This is a genomic window from Vibrio toranzoniae (assembly GCF_024347655.1).
Classification (GTDB): Bacteria; Pseudomonadota; Gammaproteobacteria; order Enterobacterales; family Vibrionaceae; genus Vibrio; species Vibrio toranzoniae.
In genome coordinates, this window is the sequence record NZ_AP025515.1 from 334,463 (window position 1) to 355,260 (window position 20,798).

The following is a 20,798-nucleotide window of genomic DNA, read 5'->3' on the forward strand; positions in this document are numbered from 1 at the left end:
AGCCTTTTTTCAAAGACTTATTTGTTCTTATTTCATCAATTTCTTACAGCGTCTTCTCTTTTATAAACCTTGCTCTTTCGCCATCTTGATTGCGATCTGAGGCGCATTCCAAAGCGATGGTAATAAGATTAAGGACACTGGTACCGCAGTGATAACAATGAAGGATTGCAGCGCTGAAATACCGCCAGAACCTAGGGAAATCAGAATTAACGCTGTTACCCCCATCATCACACCCCAGAAAGTACGAATAATTGCATTGGGCTCTGTCTCGCCACTGATCACCACACTGATGGTGTAAGTCATTGAGTCACCGGTCGTTACGATGAAGATCGTCGTTAAGATCAAGAACAAAATCGAGATAAGCATTGGCATTGGTAGCTGCTGAGTGACCGCCAGTAGCGCGCCTGGTAAGTTAAAACCTTCGAACGCTTTACTTACGCTACCTGGATCTGCCATTTCGAACGCAAGGCCAGAGCCGCCAACAATCGTGAACCAAAAGCAAGTAACAAACGGTGCGATAAGACTAATGGTTGATACCAATTGGCGAATACTACGACCGCGAGAAATACGAGCAATAAAGATTGCCATCATTGGGCCGTAACCTAAGAACCAACCCCAGAAGAACACGGTCCACCAGCTTAACCAACCTTCGTCACCACGGTATGTTGCCATTGGGATGAAGTTATCAATCATGCTGCCTACACCTTGAATATAGCCATTAAAGATGAAGTTTGTTGGACCAAAAATCAGGATGTAGACCATCAATGCCATCGCCAAAATTACGTTGTAACGGCTTAGCATTTGCATTCCGCGGTTAAGACCACTTAATGCCGACAATGTGTACAGAACGATAGCAAACAAGATGATGATCAGTTGGGTCGTGAAACCGTCTGGAATACCAAACAATTCGTTCAGTGCGTAGCTCACTTGCAAGCCTAAGAAACCGATAGGACCAATGGTGCCCGCCGCTACTGCGACAATACAACATGCATCAATCAATGCGCCGGTATGGCCTTTCAGTGCTCGCTCTCCTAAAACTGGGTAAAGAAGAATGCGAGGTTTAAGCGGCAAGCCTTTATTGTAATGGAGGTGCATAACCACAATCGAGGTCAAACTACCGACAATGGCCCATGCTAGGAAACCCCAGTGCATGAAGGATTGCGATAACGCATTCACCGCGCCTTGCTGTGCATTTTCTTGCGCGCCATACAATGGTGGTGGGCTAACGTAATGTGCAATCGGCTCTGCTGCCGCCCAAAATACACCGCCACCAGCAAGTAGCGTACAGAAGATGATCGCCATCCAACGGAAGCCGTCCATTTCAGGTTTAGCGATGCCGCCTAGGATAACCTTGCCTGTTCGCCCTGCCGCCAGGCCAAGACCAATAAGAAAAGTCAGAAGAAGAAGCATTTGCCAGTAAGGACCGAACACTTTTACAGACCATGCAAAGCCCGTATTTACTAGGCTTGATAACAGCTCATCATCAAACAAAGCAAGAGCCACGAACAGAGCGATAAAACCGCCGCTGTACCAAAGTGCTGGGTTGGTTAGCCCTAATTTGTCTGAGGTAGACTCAGACTGGTTTGTGTTGCTTTTTGCATTACTTGCTGTGTGTGCTTGACCCGCATTTACGTTTGAAGATTTCACGCTATTGGTTAAATCAGACATACTCTGACTCCAGAGGTTTCTTTGCAGCTGTCATTTGAATGATGACTACAAGGGTGTATTTAACACCTGCCCTATTGTTTTTTGTGTTGAGCAGGCTAATCCATGTTTGGGTTACCGCGTTGCGAAATAGACCGTTGTTCCTTTTGAATAGTGAAATTAGTTTAAGCAGCGCTTGCTCATTGAACGTTTGTTAGCAGGCTGCTAATTCGATGATGGCTCGTGTGAAACCGTTAACTCTTGGTTTGAGGCGCTAGGCCATCTTTCAAGAAATTAAACCAGTTTTCTCCCAAGACTTGTCCAGCTTCAGACTCGCTGAAACCATGACGCATCAATCCGTTATATATGTTTTCCATACCCGCACTACCGCAGAACCAAGGCAACGCATCTGGCCAACCTGAGTTGTTCGCAGAGCCTTCTCCGTAGTCCATTGCTTTAGACCAACGACCATTTCTCATCCATTCAAGAACGGCTTGAGGTTGGTTTAAGCATAGGTCACTGCCAATACCGAGGTGCTCTACGCCGACCATGTCAGCAGTAGTCGCAACCATTTGGCAGAAGTCTTCCAAGGTACATTGGCTGCCATTAGGTAGGTGGAATGGGTATAAGCTGAATCCGATTAAGCCACCGCGTGTGGTTAGGGCTTTAATCACATCGTTTGATTTGTTTCGTAGTGCATCATGAGCAAACGTCGGGTTCGCATGGCTGATACAAATAGGACGCGAAGACAAATCAATTGCTTCAAGTGTTGAGCGCTCAGCACTGTGAGACATATCGATGATCATGCCCACTCGGTTCATCTCTTCGATGGCTTGTTTACCAAAACGAGTAATACCGGTGTCGTTCTTCTCGTAGCAACCCGTCGCCAATAAGCTCTGGTTGTTGTACGTCAATTGCATGATCAAAAGACCTTGCTTACGCATCACTTCGATAAGACCAATCTCATCGTCGATTGGAGAACAGTTTTGAGCACCAAGGAAAATACCGACTTTACCCGTCGCTTTTGCAGTCTCAACATCAGCCATTGAGTGAATCGGCATGATGAGGTCTGCGTTCTGCTCGAATCTTAAGTTCCACTCTGCAAAGCGAGATAAGGTTTCACGAGCTGTCTCGTGGTAAACCGCGGTAGCGTGAACTGCTGTAATGCCGCTCGCCTTTAGTGTTTGGAAATATTCTCTGTTCCAATTGCAGTATTGCAATCCATCTATAACAATCCGTTGCTGGTACATAACCACTCCTATTGAAAGCTCAGTGTTCTAGCTCGGTTTTGAAAACACGCTCAAATAACATGTTTTCAAAAATGGGTTAAATCACTTATCTAAATTCGTTTGCTGCTTTGGTTTAAATGTTGGCCTGACTCTGTGAATCAGGCCAATTCGATAGCTGGATAGCTAGGAAGTTAATATCTTCAGCTATCCAATTTTTATACAGAAAGCTGATTAGTAAGGACGCTGGTAAGCCGTCTTAACCACTGTGTAGAACTCTTTCGCGTATTGACCTTGCTCACGAGGACCGAAGCTAGACTCTTTACGACCACCAAACGGTACGTGGTAATCCGTGCCTGCAGTTGGTAGGTTCACCATCACACAACCTGTTTGCGCTTGTTGCTTGAACATTGCGCTAGTACGTAGGCTCTGAGTGATGATGCCGCCCGTTAGACCAAAGCGAGTATCGTTGGTTGTCGCAATCGCTTCTTCTAGGTCAGCGACACGAATCACACTTGCCATTGGTGCGAACACTTCTTCTTGGTTCACTTCCCAATCGTTCTTAGTGTTTAAGAACAACGTTGGAGACATGTAAAAACCTTCGTGTTTCATGCTCAAACGTTCGCCACCAAATGCTAGCTCACCGCCGCTTTGACGTGCTTTCTCAACCCAACCTAGGTTTGCTTCAAGTTGGTTTCCATCGACAACAGGGCCCATGAACACGCCGTCTTCTAGTGCGTGACCCACTTTCAGCTCACTCATACGTTTGATTAATGCTTCAACGTATTGGTCGTGAATGCTATCCATAACCACAAGGCGAGAAGACGCGGTACATTTTTGCCCCGCACCCGAGAACGAACCTGCAATCGTTGCATCAACCGCAGTTTGGATGTCTGCATCGTCAGCAATAACAAGTGCGTTTTTACTGCCCATTTCTAGTTGGCAACGAACGAAGTTTGGCGCGGTAGCAGCTGCAACCTTACGACCCGTATCAACAGAACCGGTAAAGCTCACGCCGTTCACTTCTTTAGAGTTGATCAGTGCATCACCTACCGTTGAACCGCTACCTAGTACAAGGTTAAACGTACCTGCAGGGATACCTTGACGGTGGATGATCTCTGTAAGCGCGACCGCACTTGCTGGTGTTAGGTTTGCTGGTTTCCAGATAACGCTGTTACCGAAAGCCAGTGCTGGAGCAATTTTCCAAGCAGCCGTTGCTGTCGGGAAGTTCCAAGGAGAGATGATGCCGATAACGCCTACCGCTTCACGAGTCACTTCAACAGAAACACCAGGGCGCACAGATTCAGCGTTGTCGCCAATTTGACGAAGTACTTCTGCTGCGAAGTATTGGAAGAACTGACCTGCGCGGTAAATTTCACCACGACCTTCAGCAAAAGGCTTACCTTCTTCACGAGAAAGCAACGTACCCAGCTCATCACAACGTGCAATCAGCTCATCACCAATCGCTTGAAGTACCGCTTGCTTGCGTTCAATTGGCGTTTTTTCCCACTCTGGCTGAGCGTGCTTTGCCGCTGAAATCGCTTGTTGAACCTGTTCAGCACTTGCTTGTGCAAAGTTACCGATGTTTTCAGAAATATCTGATGGGTTAATGTTCGCAACGGTGCTTACACCCGCTTGCCATTCGCCGCCAATGTAAAGTGCGTTTTCTGCTTGAACATTCTGTAATTGAGTCATCATTCTGTCCTTGTAACGGTTAGGTTGCGGTCGAGTCTGGCAACCATCTGATTAATGAATAAAACGTTAATTTATATAAGGAATAACGTTTAAATTTTGTATCTAAAACTGAACCAAGTCGCTTGTATCAATAAAGATCTTTACAGACTAATTTCTTTACAAACAAATAGCTTTAATCCGCAAATAGCCTTAGTTCACAATCGAATTATTCAGGTTGAGAGGCTGATGCGTAAACCACGAACTCAACCAGCATCTCTTCTCTTGCTAACCCTGCAACGACGACCGCCGCACGGTTTGGATAAGGTGCATTGAAGTATTCTCCGTATACGCTGTTTACCGTTTTTAGGTATTCACGGTCAGTCACGTAAATTAGAACTTGCAGCACGGAATCCATAGATTCGCCTGCACACTCCAACGTATGAACAAGGTTGTTAAAAGTCTGACGAGTTTGCGCTTCGATACCGCCCTCTACGACTGCGCCCGTTTCATCAATTGGAATCTGCGCGGTGTATAGAGTACCGTTATTTACGATCGCCCACTCTAGTGGTGCTTTTGAAGCAAAAAGAGCGGTTTTTACTGGGTGTTTTTTAGTTTGTGCGTTCACGATTCCATCCAACTTTGTAACAACTATGTTTCAAGATAGTTAAATACTGCACCTTGACGAATGATAAATCTAACGGTAAATTTTGTGCATTTGATAAATAAAACCTATCACTATACAAGAAGCAAGGTATAACAAGGGCTAGAGAAGGATCAATGCCATGAGCATTAAGCTACAACAGTTAAAACATTTTGTTTTAGTGGTCGAAGAAGGCGGATTTCGAGCAGCGTCTCACCGTGCAAATCGATCGCAAGCGGCACTTTCTACCTCAATAAAAGAGCTAGAAAAAATACTCGGCCAACCACTATTTGAAACCGGCAACAAATCCACACTGACTCCTTTCGGGGAAATATGCCTGCCAAAAATCATTCAGTTTCTTAATGTTTACAAAGCATTAGATAATGACCTACGTGCAGCCGCGGCAGGGCAACAAGGAAGAGTTCGAATAGCGAGCGTGCCATCGGTCGCCGCAAAGTTAATCCCTAGTGTTTTAGGAGCATTTTGTGAGCAGTACCCGAATGTTGAGGTAAGCTTGATTGATGATAATGCGGCTGGTGTAGAGGCCAGATTACTCTCTGGAGAAGTGGATGTTGCCCTCGGAAACAGCTCCCATTTAGAAGAAGAGAGCATCGATTTCACGCCATTACTCTCCGATCCTATTGGTGTGGTTTGCCTCAGAGACAACCCTATCGCCTCTCAGTTAGAAGGAATTGAATGGCAAGCTTTGTTAAAACAGCCGTTCATTCGCAACGGGACTTGTACCCTACTTGACCCAACCCCGGCGCGCATGCTCAGTGAACAAGCTTTGTATTCAGTAGAGAACATTACTTCCCTGTTTTCTGTATTAGAACTCGGGATAGGCGTGACCACGCTGCCTAAGCTAGCCTTCCCAACCAATGAAACCCGCTTGGTGTGGATTCCGTTGATTGACCCGCCGTTACAGCGTCAAATCGGTATTTTTAGATTAGCCGACCGTACGATTTCGCCACAAGCTCAGGCTTTTCATGATCTGTGTATCCAATACCTCAGCTATGGAGACGACAAAGCGTAACTCATTAAATACATGGTTGGTCAGAATTAGAAACTTTCACACAGTTCAACGACTCGTTGGTGCTAGGCATACATATAGCTTTTTCAAGCAAGCCTTAAACCCAGATCATAGGTTAAGTTTAGCGGATCAAAAAAGGCTCACTAAATAGTGAGCCTCTCGATACCTATTCAACACAAACCGAGGTTGAACGTTGCTTAAATTTAAAAAGCATAGCTTTTAGAGCTGTAGTTTAAAAGAATTCAATCGAATTACGGCCGCTTTTATCGTCACGTTGGGGCTTTGGCGTGTCCGCTTTCTTTTTCGATTTGTTTTCTTTCTTCTCTTTTTTCTCTTTCTTAGGTTCAGCTTTAGCGCTTAGCATATCTGCAGTGCTGCGCTGTGATTCTTTCTTGCTTGAACCCTTTTTATACTGGCCTTTCTTTGCCTTGTTGTTAGGCTGCGGCGCTTCTTTCTTTTTCGACTTTTCTGACTCTTCTTGTACTGGCTGATCACACACCACTACATAATATTCTTGGTTGAATTCGAAAAAATCACCATCGTACATTTTACGACGCTTACGCGTTTCTAACTCACCATTTACCGCTACGTAGCCTTCAGAAATGATGTGTTTAGCCTCACCGCCACCGCTTACTAGGTTAGCAATCTTAAACGCTTTGTAGAGCTCGATTGGCTGAGAAGAAACATCGATACCAATGGCTTCGATTTCAATCTCTTCGCCTTCTTCACCGTGCTCGTAACCTTCGTAATCAGCGTCTTCGTAATGTTCTTGGTCCATGGTGACCTCTACCTAAATATGTACTTCTGAAATATTGGGCGCAGTGTAATAGTAAAACAAGTAAATGACCATGTTGAATTCAACCAGAGTCCATTTGTTTTAAATAAACTCTCTGCGTTATAAAACCCCACCAACATTCGATAGGCTAACCAGTTGCTTGGTGTATTCATGCTGCGGATTACCAAACAAAGTCTCAGTGTCACCCTTCTCTATCACCTCACCCGCTTTCATCACGATGGTGTAATGACAGAGGGATTTCACGACATTCAAATCATGGCTAATGAACAGGTACGTCAGGTCATACTTTTCTTGCAGTGACTTCAGTAGATCCAACACTTGCGCTTGGACGGTCCTGTCGAGTGACGATGTTGGTTCGTCTAACAAGATAAACTCTGGCTTTAAAATCAGTGCGCGTGCAATAGCGATACGCTGCCTTTGTCCGCCAGAAAATTCGTTGGGGTAGCGGTGACGAGTTTCAGGGTTGAGGTCGACCTCTTTCATTACGTCACAGATGCGTTGGTCTAGTTCGTTCTCGTCTAGGTCTTGATGCACAAGTAAACCTTCACCAATCACTTGAGCGACCGACATTCTTGGATTCAATGCCGAGAATGGGTCTTGAAAAACTACTTGCATGCGGCTTCGAAACGGCAACATCTGTTGTCGGTTTAAGCCTTGAAGCTGTTCGCTCGAATAAGTAATCGAGCCTTCACTCTCCACCAACTTCAATATAGCCATACCGGTTGTCGATTTGCCCGAACCACTTTCGCCCACAAGGCCGATTGAGTGCCCTTTTTTCAGAGTAAACTCCATGTCAGTGACCGCTTTAACATGTGAAATCGTGCGTTTGAACAAACCGCCCGTAATCGGGAACCAAACGCGCAGTTGGTTCACATCAAGCAGAGGTTTACTTTCTGGTGATACGGGGACAGGCAAACCTTTTGGATCGGAGTTGATGAGCTTTTGAGTGTAAGGGTGAGCAGGCGCGTTAAACAGCGTTTTGCAATCGTTACTTTCAACAAGGCGACCGTCTTTCATTACCGCGACTCTGTCGGCAATTTTACGAACGATACTCAAGTCATGGGTGATAAAGAGCATCGCCATACCCAACTCTTGTTGCAGATCTTTTAACAGGTCGAGGATCTGCGCTTGTACCGACACATCCAATGCGGTTGTGGGTTCATCCGCAATAAGCAACTCTGGCTCATTGATCAGTGCCATCGCTATCATCACACGTTGACGCTCACCACCGGACAACTCATGTGGATACGCTGAAATTTTTTGCTCTGGGTAGCGAATACCCACCTTAGAAAGCCACTCTATCGCCAAGGCTTGCGCTTTATTGGTTCGCATACCGCGGTGAATAGCGAGCGTTTCAACCAACTGTTTACCGACTCGATGAAGCGGATTAAGCGAAACCATAGGCTCTTGGAAGATCATTCCAATGCGGCCACCTCGAATCCCACGCAACTGCCTTTCAGAACAACTCAGAATATCAGTGCCAGAGAAATTGATCTTACCGTTTAAGTAATGAGATGAACCTTTAGGTAGAAGTTTCAATACTGAGTTAGCCGTAACCGATTTACCGGAACCACTCTCACCCACCAGAGCGAGCGTTTCACCTTTGTATATTTCTAAAGAGACATCTTGTGTCACTTGTTCTATCGAATCTTTTCGCCCGAAACCGACAGACAATTTGTCGATAGTTAGAACTGGAGAAGCAGGAGCTGTATTTGAAGTCATAACTGATCCTTACTTCTGTTGATGTGGATCGAAAGCATCACGTACCGCTTCACCAACGAAGACAAGTAACGTCAACATCAGTGAAAGCACGACGAAAGCAGAAATGCCAAGCCAAGGCGCTTGCAAGTTAGCTTTACCTTGCGCCAATAGCTCACCTAATGAAGGCGAACCCGCAGGAAGGCCAAAGCCCAAGAAGTCTAATGAGGTTAATGTGGTCACCGAGCCAGAAAGGATAAATGGCATCATGGTTAGTGATGCGACCATCGCGTTGGGCAGCATATGACGAAGCATAATGCGTTTATCGTCAACGCCCATAGCCTGCGCGGCTCTTACGTAATCAAAGTTTCGACAGCGTAAGAATTCAGCTCGCACGATGCCAACTAAACTCATCCAACTGAACAGCACCATAATCCCGAGCAACCACCAGAAATTCGGCTCAATAAAGCTAGACAAAATAATCAACAAGAACAGAGTCGGCATTCCAGACCAGACTTCAATAAATCGTTGCCCAAACAAGTCGACCCAACCACCGTAGTAACCTTGAGTCGCCCCGACGACGACGCCGACCACGCTCGATACAATCGTCAGAATAAAACCAAACAGAACAGAGATACGGAATCCATAAATGATGCGAGCTAATACATCACGCCCTTTATCATCGGTTCCTAGCCAGTTGACTGAATCGGGTTCCGATGGCACCGCACCTGAAATATCGAAGTTTATCGTGTCGTAACTGAACGGGATGATTGGCCACACGATGTATCCGCTGTCTTCGATAAGTTCAATAACATATGGGTCTTTATAATCGGCTTCAGTTTCAAACTCGCCACCAAATTCCGTCTCGGCGTACTCATTGATAACAGGCACAAACCACTGATTATCATAAGAAACCAAGAGTGGTTTATCGTTGGCTATGATTTCAGCGAACAGGCTCAATCCAAACAAGATGGTAAATATCCAAAGGGAGATAAAACCACGCTTGTTTGCTTTAAAACGTAACCAACGAGCTTCAGCTAAAGGGTTGTTAAACATTTATCATCAATACCTTGTTATTCATTCGCCATTAACGCGCTTCAAAATCAATTCGAGGATCAACCCAGGTATACGTCAGGTCGGAGATAATGCTCAGCACCAAGCCAAGCAAGGTCATGATATAGAGAGAGCTGAACACCACTGGGTAATCTCGCTGAATGGTCGACTCAAAGCCTAGCAGACCGATGCCTTCGAGTGAAAACATCACTTCAATCAACATAGAACCCGTGAAGAAAATACTAATAAACGCGCTTGGGAAACCAGCAATAATAATCAACATCGCGTTACGGAAAACGTGCTTGTAGAGAATACTGCTCTCGTCCAAACCTTTCGCTCGTGCGGTCACCACATATTGCTTATTGATTTCATCAAGGAAGGAGTTTTTGGTCAGCATGCTGAGCGTGGCAAAGCCACCGATAACCATCGCAAAAATCGGCAATGCTAGATGCCAGAAATAGTCTCCTATTTGCTGATACCAGTTGAGCTGGTCGAAGTTACTCGACACGAGTCCACGCAATGGGAACCAACTGAAGTAGTTACCACTCGCGAACAAAATAATCAGGATGATCGCAAACAAGAAGCCCGGAACGGCATAGCCAACAATTACCACTGCGCTCGACCAAATATCAAAGCGAGAACCGTGATGTATCGCCTTCATAATGCCTAGAGGTATCGAAATCACATAGATGATTAACGTACTCCACAACCCCAAGGAAATGGAGACAGGTAAACGCTCGATGATTAAATCAATCACGTTACCACCCTTAAACAGGCTTTCACCAAAATTAAAGGTCGCGTAATTTTTCAACATATCGAAGTAACGAACGTGAATCGGCTTATCAAAACCAAACTGTTTTTTGATCTCTTCAACCACTTCAGGATCAAGCCCGCGCGAGCCTTTATAGCCACTGACTGACGCTTGGTCACTTTCGCTTAAATCAACCTCTTGTCCACCACCAGAAAAACGCTCCATGATGCCAGAGTTGTGCCCTTCTAATTGGGCAACGGCTTGCTCTACCGGGCCACCAGGGGCGATCTGGATGATGAAAAAGTTGATGGTGATGATCGCCCACAGCGTGGGGATCACCAACAGTAAACGTCGAAATATATACGCGGCCATGCTAACTCACTCCTAGCGACGCTTTTCAGGAAGCAAAGCCGCCTTCTCTTCTGAAATCCACCATGTATCAATGCCTAAATCGTATTTAGGTAAGACATCAGGACGCTCAAACTTGTCCCACATTGCTACGCGGTATTCACCAACGTGCCATTGCGGGATATTGTAGAAATTCCACTGCAATACACGATCTAGTGAACGACCTAACGTAAGCAATTTTTCTGGATTCTGTTGATTACTCGCGATTTGTTCTGTTAACGCGTCAACCACCGGATCCATTACACCGGCGGTATTGTAAGTAGAATCAATGTAGTTAGAGTTCCATACGATCATTAAGTTTGGACTAGGGTAAGGATTTGCAGAAAACGACGAAGACACCATGTCGAAATCTCGATCACGAAGACGCTTGATGTACTGAGTGGTATCGATGGTACGGATCTTCATCTCGATACCCATTCGCTGTAAGTTCTTCTGAACAGGTGTGGCGATACGCTCCGTGGTAGGACTGTAAATCAATAACTCAAATGACATTGGCTTGCCGCTCTTTGCGTTGGTCATTACTTTGTCTTTCAGTACCCAACCCGCCTCTTTCAATAGTTTGAAAGCTGTGCGCATTTGGCTACGGATACGCCCGCTGCCATCGGTTACTGGCGGCTGGAATTCTTCAGTAAACACTCGTGGTGGGATTTGATCTTTATACTGCGACAGTAATTCAACTTCAGCTTCGCTTGGTAAGCCTTTCGCTTCATAGTCGGTGTTTTGGAAGTAACTACGAGTACGTTTGTATTGGCCATAAAACATGTTCTTATTCATCCACTCAAAGTCCATCGCGTAGGTTAACGCTTCACGAACTTTAGGATCAGAGAACACAGGAGATTGAATGTTAAAGACAAAACCTTGAGTCGTTTCTGGCTTCTCATGTTTGATCTCTTCTTTGATGATGTAGCCTTTGTCGAAGTTGGCGCCTGTGTAAGAGTTGGCCCAGAACTTAGCCGAGTTTTCCGTTCGAAGATCGAATTCCCCTGCTTTGAAGGCTTCTAGCATTACGGTGTCGTCACGGTAGTAATCGTATTGCACTTCCTTGAAGTTATTACGACCGACGTTAACAGGCAGGTCGGCGGCCCAGTAATTTTCATCTAAACCGTAAGTCACGCTTTGACCCGATTTATAGCTGATGATCTTATAAGGGCCGCTGCCTACAGGCGGTTCACTTAGAGGCTCAGACAGCTTCTTGTCTTTCCAATAATGTTCTGGTAATACGCGAGTGCTTTGGGCAAAGCTAAACAACTTCTCGCGGTTCGGCTTCTCCATCTCAATACGAACCACTAAATCAGAAACCGCGGTGACTGATTCAATTTCTTTGTAATACACGCGATATTGAGGCACACCTTCATTTGAAAACTTATCAAAGGTGAATGCAACATCGTGAGCAGTAATAGGCTCGCCATCATTAAACTTAGCTTTTGGATTGATATCGATTTCCATCCAAGTGAAATCACTGGCGTAGCGAACCTTTGAGGCGATCAATGGATAATACGCATCAATCTCGTCGCTCGGAGAAAACATCAAGGTATCGTAAATCTCACCCGTGTAACTTGCCGCAACGCCGCGAGAACCGAATCGATTAAAGCTATCGTAGGTGCCAATGGTGCCATAGGTTATTTTACCTAGTTTTGGCGCGTCAGGATTCACGTAATCAAAGTGAGTGAAATCGACAGGATATTTTGCTTCACCAAAACCGACCAGTTGCGTGGTTTCAATAACGGTGACAGCAGGCGTTGATTCGGTATCAGAGGCGTGTGTAACGGAGGGATATAGAGCAATTAGCGGCAGCATGACTGCACATGACTTCAAACTAGACCTGAAAAACTGAGTGCGCTGCGAGGCTTTGCTTCGGAAATCTGTTCCCATTTGACTCTCCCTTCAAATGTTATAAATTCTATATCCAACTTGATTAACCGGTTTTAAATGCACACCGTTAAAGCAAGTATAGGTTCAAATCTAACATCATGTAATAACTAATAAAACCATCAGCACTCTATCTCTTACCGTTTATTTATAAATTACTCGGGTCTATTCAAAGCAATTAGATGGGATAGACTAAGATAAGAGCCATTAAAATTTCTCTATCGAGAGCGACATAAACCTCAACGAGCCTTGCTTACTCCACAAATGAAGATGCCGCTGCTAAATGATCAACAATAATCACGTGAGTGAAGTATCCTTGTTAACTTGCTCTAAATGGAATAACACTTTGAATAAACCAAACCAAATAACATTCTCAACGTTCAATCTTTTAAACTACCTCGAACCACCGAATGCTTATTATGATTTTGAGAACATCTACAGCTTCAAGGAATGGCAAAAGAAACAAGGCTGGATAGCTGAAGCGATTCGCTCATCTGATTGTGATGTGATTGGCTTTCAAGAGATATTTAGTCCGCAGTCTTTAGAGCAGTTAATGAATGATCTGGGTTATCCCTACTTTGCGGTTGTTGATAACGCGCACGTTGAAGATGATTACCTGTATACCTCACCGGTCGTGGGTATCGCATCCCACTACCCAATTGAAAAAGTACAGCCAGTTAAACCAGATTCAGAGTTGCTTTCAGCCTTCAATCTTAGTGACAATTTTTCCTTCAACCGAACGCCTGTTCATGCCACGATTACATTACCTCATTTAGGTTCAACCGACTGTTACGTTGTGCACTTCAAATCACAGCGCCCGACAGAACCTAAAACTGAATCTGTAGACAACAATCAACCAGGTAAAAAGCCGCAAAGCGACACCTTGGTTAAGCTTCATCAGGAACAACTAGGCTCTTGGCTATCAAGTGTTCAACGTGGCCTAGAAGCTCAGATGCTGCATCAGTACATCACCCATCAACGCTACCAAACGGATCAACCTGTTGTGTTGATGGGCGACTTTAACAAGCCTCTGTTTAATGATGAGTTTAAAGGGCTGCTGAGTTACTCAATCAACCGAGACGAAAACAGCAAGCATTGGCTGTCCCACTTCCGCTTAAAAGACAGCTGGGATCTTTATCATCAATTGCATGAAGAAGACTTACTTGAACAACGCAAACCAACCCACTACTACGGTGCTTCTGGATCTGTACTGGACTACATTTTGATGTCCAATGAGTTCGATTGTCAGAACTCATCAAGCTTGATGGAGATCTCTAGCTACACAGTGCTCGACCATCACCTCATCAATCCCAGCTTTGCACACGACCAGTTCAGTACCGATCACGCTATTGTCTCTGTAACAGCCCATATCCGAGAAGCGTAAAATAAGTAAATCAACACATTCACTCTGCAAATAATTCGTGATTACGATCACCAAAAAACGCCCCATCGAAACGTTTCGATGATCGCTATCACACTCTAAAACAATCAGACGTGCAAATGATAAATCACACATTATTATCAATAGCGAAACGTTTCGATGGCTTTTTCTTGAGTTGTTCTCAACCCATTAAACGTTATTTTTCGATAGGTCGTGATATGAAAAAAAGTACTCTAATTAATTCTGAACTCTCTTACTTAGTGGCGACTCTTGGCCACACAGATGAAATCACGATTTGTGACGCAGGCTTGCCGATTCCGGATCATGTAACTCGAATTGATCTTGCTTTGACTCACGGTGTGCCGAGCTTCGCTCAAACAGTGAAGACCATGCTTGATGAGTCTCAAATTGAAGGCGTTGTGATTGCAGAAGAGTTTGCGAAAGTCAGCCCAGAACATCACGCAGCGCTGATTGATCAAATCAAAACGGAAGAAGCACGTTGTGGTAAACCGCTTTCGATTACTTACATCACTCATGAAGAGTTTAAGCAGCGTACGCATGAAAGCCGCGCAGTAGTTCGCACAGGTGAATGTACACCTTACGCGAATGTGATTTTCCAAGCTGGTGTAACGTTTTAGCTCAAGCGAAACGCAACGACAGTCCAGCGTCATTGCAGAAACAGATACAATACATATACAGAACAACCAAATACAACTGGCCCCGAGTAAAGGAACCGACATGACTCAAGCCATTTTAGAACTTAGCTCAATTGAGAAGGCCTTCCCTGGTGTGAAAGCACTCGATAAGGCAAGCCTCAACGTTTACCCAGGACGCGTAATGGCGTTAATGGGTGAAAACGGTGCGGGTAAATCAACCCTAATGAAAGTGCTGACAGGTATCTATCACTTGGACGGCGGTACTATCGCCTACCAAGGAAAACCTGCCGCATTTAAAGGGCCGCGTGATTCACAGCAAGCCGGCATTAGTATCATTCACCAAGAATTGAACCTAATCCCTGAGTTAACCATCGCCGAGAACATCTTCTTGGGTCGTGAAATCACCGGCACCATGGGTCGCATCTTGTGGAACGAGATGTACCAAGCAGCGGACAAGTTACTTAAACGACTTAACGTAAAACACAGCTCGAAAACACCTTTAGGCCAGCTGAGTCTTGGTGAGCAGCAAATGGTAGAGATCGCGAAAGCCCTATCGTTTGAATCTAAGGTCATCATCATGGATGAACCGACCGATGCGCTAACCGACACCGAAACGGAATCTCTATTTAAGGTGATTAACGAACTGCGTAATGAAGGCTGTGGCATTGTTTACATTTCTCACCGTTTGAAAGAGATCTTCGAGATTTGTGACGACATCACGGTACTTCGTGACGGTAAATTTATTGGTCAATGTGAAGTAAAAGATACCGACGAAGATGGCCTGATCGAGATGATGGTTGGCCGTAAGTTAGATGAGCAATATCCGCGAATCGGACAGAGCCACGGTGAAACCTGCCTTGAAGTGATTGGCTTAACGGGGTCTGGTGTTCACGATGTGAGCTTTACTCTAAAGCGTGGTGAAATCCTTGGTGTATCTGGGCTGATGGGCGCAGGTCGAACAGAGCTAATGAAAGTGCTTTACGGTGCCCTTCCAAGTGAGCGCGGCGTTATTAACCTGGAAAACAAAACCATTAATCCCGTGAGTCCAAAAGATGGTCTTACTAATGGTATTGCTTACATCTCTGAAGACCGTAAAGGCGATGGCTTAGTGCTTGGACTTTCAGTGAAAGAGAACATGTCTCTATGTTCACTGGATCTACTGACCAAGAGTGGTCAAATTCAACACCAAGACGAAGTGATGGCGGTTGATGATTTCATCAAGCTATTCAACATCAAAACGCCTACTCGCGAGCAAATTATTGGTAACCTTTCTGGTGGTAACCAACAGAAAGTGGCTATCGCTAAAGGCTTGATGACCAAGCCAAAAGTACTGATTCTCGACGAGCCAACGCGTGGTGTCGATGTCGGTGCTAAAAAAGAGATTTACCAACTCATTAATAAATTTAAAGCCGATGGCATGAGCATTATTTTGGTCTCATCTGAAATGCCAGAAGTGTTAGGAATGAGTGACCGCATCATGGTGATGCATGAAGGCCGTGTAAGCGGTGAATTTGATGCTAAAGAAGCAAACCAAGAATTATTACTGGCGTGTGCGGTCGGTAAAAAGCTCAACGAGGATGCAGCATGAGTACTAAAACCATAAGCAAAACAACTGAAACTGAAGCGCCAAAGAAGAAACCGTTAATCAGTAAAGAGTGGCTGATTGATCAAAAGTCATTAATTGCTTTGATCTTCCTGATTGTTGTCGTTTCTTTTTTAAATCCGAATTTCTTTACTGTCGACAACATCCTAAACATTCTGCGCCAAACCTCTATCAACGCCATTATCGCAGTGGGTATGACGCTGGTTATCTTAACCGCAGGTATCGACTTGAGTGTTGGTTCTGTACTGGCACTTTGTGGTGCGTTCGCAGCCAGCATGATTGGTATGGAAATCCCAGTGATGATCGCAGTGCCAACCGCTCTAGTCGCAGGTGCTGCATTAGGTGCTATCAGTGGTGTGATTATCGCTAAAGGCAAAGTTCAGGCCTTCATCGCAACACTAGTCACCATGACTCTATTGCGCGGCGTAACCATGGTTTACACCGATGGTCGTCCTATTTCAACGGGCTTCACTGACACAGCAGATGCATTCGCTTGGTTCGGTACAGGCTACGCAATGGGCATCCCAGTTCCAGTATGGATCATGGTCGTGGTATTCGCAGCGGTTTGGTACCTACTTAACCACACTCGCTTTGGTCGCTACGTTTACGCTCTTGGTGGCAACGAATCAGCAACTCGCCTATCAGGCATCGACGTAGACAAAGTAAAAATCGGTGTTTACGCAATCTGTGGTCTGTTAGCAGCAGTGGCAGGCATCATCGTGGCATCGCGTTTGTCATCCGCTCAACCAACCGCAGGTATGGGGTATGAGCTAGACGCCATCGCAGCCGTGGTTCTAGGTGGCACAAGCTTAGCTGGCGGTCGTGGCCGCATCATGGGCACATTAATTGGTGCATTGATTATCGGCTTCCTAAACAACGCCCTAAACCTATTAGACGTATCTTCTTACTACCAGATGATTGCAAAAGCAGTGGTTATTCTTCTGGCAGTATTGGTCGACAACAAAAACAAATAAGACTCTAGTTTGAGTCAATGCAACACCCTGCTTTATCTATAGATAAATCCGTAGAAAAAGCACCTTTAATTAAAAGATCTATCAGTAATAAACCTATAAACATTAAATCTATAAATAATGTAACAACGAGCTAGGACTCGCCTCCTAGCTCACCCTACACAAAGGACTTACACCATGAAAAAATTAGCGACTCTTATTTCTGCTGCTCTTCTTTCTACAACAGTCTCTGTGTCTGCACAGGCGCAAGATACAATGGCAATCGTTCTGTCTACATTGAACAACCCATTCTTTGTAACCATGAAAGATGGCGCAGAAGCGAAAGCAGAAGAGCTAGGCTACAAGCTTATCGTTCTTGATTCTCAAAACGATCCAAGCAAAGAGCTATCGAACATTGAAGATCTAACCATTCGTGGTGTTAAGGCAATCCTGATCAACCCAACGGATTCCGACGCTGTGTCTAACGCGATTCGCATGGCTAACCGCTCAGACATCCCTGTACTAACGCTAGACCGTGGTGCAAGCCGCGGTGACGTAGTGAGCCACATTGCTTCTGATAACGTCATCGGTGGTGAAATGGCGGGTCACTACATCATGGAAAAAGTGGGCGAAAAAGCGAAAGTAATCCAACTTGAAGGTATTGCTGGTACTTCTGCAGCTCGTGAACGTGGTGAAGGCTTCATGAACGCAGTAAACGGCAGCGACCTTGAACTTCTTGCAAGCCAACCTGCTGATTTCGACCGTACTAAAGGTCTGAACGTAATGGAAAACTTGCTTGCTGCAAACCCAGACGTACAAGCAGTATTCGCTCAAAACGATGAAATGGCACTAGGTGCACTTCGCGCCGTTCAAGCTTCGGGTAAAGACGTAATGATCGTTGGCTTTGATGGCACTGAAGACGGCATCGCAGCGGTTAACCGTGGCCTACTTGGCGCAACGGTTGCACAACAACCTGACCTAATCGGTTCTCTAGGTGTTGAAATGGCTGACAAAGTACTGAAAGGCGAAACAGTCGACGAGTACGTACCAGTACCGCTAAAAATCATTGCTAAGTAATTTAATATCTATTAAATAAAGCAAAAACTAGAGTGACACATAGGCAGGGATTCCCCTATCCCTGCCTTATTTACCCAACTCGACAGTGCATCGCTGTTTCTCATAAGCCGCTAACAAGGCGAGCAATCAACGTAATGAGAAAGACCCATGCATTTTCAAATACGATATATCATAAGGCTCGTATCATGACTCAACTGATTGTTTTAGGTAGCGTTAACGCTGACCACGTACTGCAAGTTCCTTCGTTCCCTCGTCCGGGTGAAACCTTGATTGGCGGTAACTATCAGGTCATCCCTGGCGGCAAAGGCGCAAACCAAGCAGTGGCTGCTGCGCGATTAAACGCAGATATCGGCTTTATCGCGTGTGTCGGTGACGACCCGTTCGGCATCAACATTCGTCAAGATTTTGCTAAAGACGGTATCAACATCGACGGTGTTATCGTTGCAGACAACACGCCAACTGGCATTGCAATGATCCAAGTATCAGCAACGGGCGAAAACAGTATTTGTCTTTCAGCAGAAGCTAATGACAAACTGACTTGCGACCAAATCGAACCGCACCTAGAAAAGATTCGCGCAGCTAAATACCTGCTGACTCAACTTGAAACACCGATTGAAGGCATTGAATACGCTGCGAGAGTAGCAAAAGAGAGTGGCACGCGAGTTATTCTGAACCCTGCTCCTGCTCGTCCATTATCGGATTCATTGCTTGCTTGTGTTGATGTGATTACACCAAACGAAACCGAAGCAGAAGTGCTGACAGGCGTTACCGTAAGCGACAGCGCATCTGCTCATCAGGCGGCTTTGGCTCTGCATGCTAAAGGCATCGAGACTGTGATGATCACACTTGGCGCGAAGGGTGTGTGGGTAAGTAAAAACGGTGAAGGTGAGTTGATCGCAGGCTTCCGCGTTGAAGCAACAGACACAACTGCTGCGGGTGATACCTTCAATGGTGCATTAGTGACAGGCTTACTTGAAGACATGCCATTAGAATGCGCAATTAAGTTTGCTCACGCTGCGGCGGCAATTTCAGTGACTCGCTTTGGCGCTCAAACCTCTATTCCAAGCCGAGCAGAAACAGACGCGTTTTTATCAGAGCAATTATCGGCTTAGCTTGACACCTACTTGAAGGCTTAACTCCTGAGCTAAACCGTCGTTAACGGGTGTTAGCCTTCAAATTCGGTAACAACAAATAACAAGCATAAGCCCCTGTTTTCAGGCAGAATATCGCGCAACGTGGCAAGTTACTCCCACAAGGATTTTTTATGGCAACAATGAAAGACATCGCTCGGCTCGCAAAGGTTTCTACTTCGACCGTGAGCCATGTGATCAACAAGTCACGTTTTGTCAGCGAAGAGATAGCAGAGCGTGTTAACAGTGCGGCTAAAGAACTGAATTACGCGCCATCTGCATTGGCTCGTAGCTTGAAAATGAAGCAAACCAAAACCCTTGGGATGCTGGTGACTACCTCTACCAACCCATTCTTTGGTGAAGTAGTGAAAGGTGTTGAGCGTCGTTGCTACGAGAAAGGTTACAACCTTATCTTGTGTAACACCGAAGGCGACAGCGAGCGTATGAAATCATCCATCGACACTTTGCTGCAAAAGCGTGTCGATGGCTTAATGCTGATGTGTTCTACCCTTGAAGGCGAACATATCGATGTGTTTGAACGCTACCCAGAGCTGCCAGTTGTGGTTATGGACTGGGGCCCAATGTTGTTTGCCAGCGATAAGATCCAAGACAACTCGCATCAAGGTGGCTACATGGCGACCAAACACTTGATAGATAACGGTCACTCTCAGATTGGTTGTATTACTGGCCCACTTCATCGCAACCAAGCCTCGTCTCGTTACCAAGGCTTTAAGCAAGCGATGGAAGAAGCGAGTTTAGAGATCAACCCAAATTGGATTGTTGAATCTAACTTCGAATGTGATGGTGGCTTTGATTCTTACCAAACATTAAAAGCGCGTGGTGAAATGCCATCGGCGCTGTTTGTCAGTAATGACATGATGGCAATGGGCGTGATACACGCAGCAGCTCAAGATGGCACATTGATCCCGAATGATTTATCAATTATTGGCTACGATGACATCCACCTGTCGAAGTACATGACACCAGCACTAAGTACCGTCCACCAGCCAAAACACCGCTTAGGCAAAGTCGCAGTAGATACCCTTTTAAGCCGACTACAAACTCCTGACGCTTACCCACAAGTTGTGGAACTCGAACCAACATTAGTTGAACGAAGCAGCGTAAAACCAATCTAGCTCGCCTGCTACAAAGTAACAAAGCAAAGCAATAAACTCACAATGAGCTGATATGTAAGCATCCCAGCGGTCTTGA

Annotated in this window: 17 protein-coding genes; 8 read left to right on the top strand and 9 right to left on the bottom strand. The window is 45.4% G+C overall.

What is annotated here, in order from left to right; genetic code table 11:
* Positions 1-60: 60 nt before the first annotated feature.
* From OCU50_RS15855 to OCU50_RS15870, 4 genes are all read right to left on the bottom strand, one after another.
* Positions 61-1,668, bottom strand: coding sequence for a BCCT family transporter (locus tag OCU50_RS15855; protein WP_060469688.1), 1,608 nt, complete (start codon positions 1,666-1,668; stop codon positions 61-63).
* A 230-nt stretch (positions 1,669-1,898) separates the two neighbouring features.
* Complete coding sequence (locus OCU50_RS15860) at positions 1,899-2,894, bottom strand: membrane dipeptidase (RefSeq protein WP_060469689.1); 996 nt, start codon at positions 2,892-2,894, stop codon at positions 1,899-1,901.
* Positions 2,895-3,104: 210 nt separating this feature from the next.
* The gene (locus tag OCU50_RS15865; RefSeq protein WP_060469690.1) at positions 3,105-4,565 is read right to left on the bottom strand and encodes an aldehyde dehydrogenase family protein; all 1,461 of its coding nucleotides are present in this window, start codon (positions 4,563-4,565) and stop codon (positions 3,105-3,107) included.
* 205 nt (positions 4,566-4,770) lie between these two features.
* Positions 4,771-5,169 carry a RidA family protein gene (locus OCU50_RS15870; RefSeq protein ID WP_004741170.1) on the bottom strand — a complete coding sequence of 133 codons (399 nt, stop codon included), beginning with the start codon at positions 5,167-5,169 and terminating at the stop codon, positions 4,771-4,773.
* A 157-nt stretch (positions 5,170-5,326) separates the two neighbouring features.
* On the opposite strand from OCU50_RS15870, the gene OCU50_RS15875 reads away from it, so the two are divergent.
* Positions 5,327-6,217: a LysR family transcriptional regulator gene (locus OCU50_RS15875; RefSeq protein ID WP_060469691.1), complete on the top strand. Its 891-nt coding sequence runs from the start codon at positions 5,327-5,329 to the stop codon at positions 6,215-6,217.
* Between the two features lie 229 nt (positions 6,218-6,446).
* Here OCU50_RS15875 and OCU50_RS15880 read toward each other — a convergent pair whose 3' ends face one another.
* From OCU50_RS15880 to OCU50_RS15900, 5 genes are all read right to left on the bottom strand, one after another.
* Positions 6,447-6,992: an RNA-binding S4 domain-containing protein gene (locus tag OCU50_RS15880; RefSeq protein WP_060469692.1), complete on the bottom strand. Its 546-nt coding sequence runs from the start codon at positions 6,990-6,992 to the stop codon at positions 6,447-6,449.
* 117 nt (positions 6,993-7,109) lie between these two features.
* Positions 7,110-8,732, bottom strand: a complete 1,623-nt coding sequence (gene yejF, locus OCU50_RS15885) for a microcin C ABC transporter ATP-binding protein YejF (RefSeq protein ID WP_060469693.1) — start codon at positions 8,730-8,732, stop codon at positions 7,110-7,112.
* Positions 8,733-8,741: 9 nt separating this feature from the next.
* Positions 8,742-9,764, bottom strand: coding sequence for an ABC transporter permease (locus tag OCU50_RS15890; RefSeq protein ID WP_004730360.1), 1,023 nt, complete (start codon positions 9,762-9,764; stop codon positions 8,742-8,744).
* Positions 9,765-9,795: 31 nt separating this feature from the next.
* Positions 9,796-10,884 (bottom strand): microcin C ABC transporter permease YejB, encoded by a 1,089-nt coding sequence (locus OCU50_RS15895; RefSeq protein WP_060469694.1) that lies wholly within the window; start codon positions 10,882-10,884, stop codon positions 9,796-9,798.
* Between the two features lie 12 nt (positions 10,885-10,896).
* Positions 10,897-12,792, bottom strand: a complete 1,896-nt coding sequence (locus OCU50_RS15900; RefSeq protein ID WP_060469695.1) for an extracellular solute-binding protein — start codon at positions 12,790-12,792, stop codon at positions 10,897-10,899.
* Positions 12,793-13,135: 343 nt separating this feature from the next.
* Here OCU50_RS15900 and OCU50_RS15905 point away from each other — a divergent pair, with 343 nt between their 5' ends.
* From OCU50_RS15905 to OCU50_RS15935, 7 genes are all read left to right on the top strand, one after another.
* Positions 13,136-14,173: an endonuclease/exonuclease/phosphatase family protein gene (locus tag OCU50_RS15905; RefSeq protein ID WP_060469709.1), complete on the top strand. Its 1,038-nt coding sequence runs from the start codon at positions 13,136-13,138 to the stop codon at positions 14,171-14,173.
* A 215-nt stretch (positions 14,174-14,388) separates the two neighbouring features.
* Entirely contained in the window at positions 14,389-14,808 is a 420-nt protein-coding gene (rbsD, locus tag OCU50_RS15910; RefSeq protein ID WP_060469696.1) for a D-ribose pyranase, read from the top strand.
* Positions 14,809-14,908: 100 nt separating this feature from the next.
* Positions 14,909-16,414 carry a ribose ABC transporter ATP-binding protein RbsA gene (gene rbsA, locus OCU50_RS15915; protein WP_060469697.1) on the top strand — a complete coding sequence of 502 codons (1,506 nt, stop codon included), beginning with the start codon at positions 14,909-14,911 and terminating at the stop codon, positions 16,412-16,414.
* Positions 16,411-17,403 carry a ribose ABC transporter permease gene (gene rbsC / locus OCU50_RS15920; RefSeq protein ID WP_046224736.1) on the top strand — a complete coding sequence of 331 codons (993 nt, stop codon included), beginning with the start codon at positions 16,411-16,413 and terminating at the stop codon, positions 17,401-17,403. Before rbsA ends, rbsC begins: the two co-directional genes overlap by 4 nt.
* A 174-nt stretch (positions 17,404-17,577) precedes the next feature.
* Positions 17,578-18,456 carry a ribose ABC transporter substrate-binding protein RbsB gene (gene rbsB / locus OCU50_RS15925; protein WP_060469698.1) on the top strand — a complete coding sequence of 293 codons (879 nt, stop codon included), beginning with the start codon at positions 17,578-17,580 and terminating at the stop codon, positions 18,454-18,456.
* 185 nt (positions 18,457-18,641) lie between these two features.
* Complete coding sequence (gene rbsK / locus OCU50_RS15930; protein ID WP_060469699.1) at positions 18,642-19,568, top strand: ribokinase; 927 nt, start codon at positions 18,642-18,644, stop codon at positions 19,566-19,568.
* A gap of 152 nt (positions 19,569-19,720) precedes the next feature.
* A complete protein-coding gene (locus tag OCU50_RS15935) occupies positions 19,721-20,722 on the top strand; it encodes a substrate-binding domain-containing protein (protein WP_060469700.1) in 1,002 nt (333 codons plus the stop codon).
* The last annotated feature ends 76 nt before the right edge of the window (positions 20,723-20,798 follow it).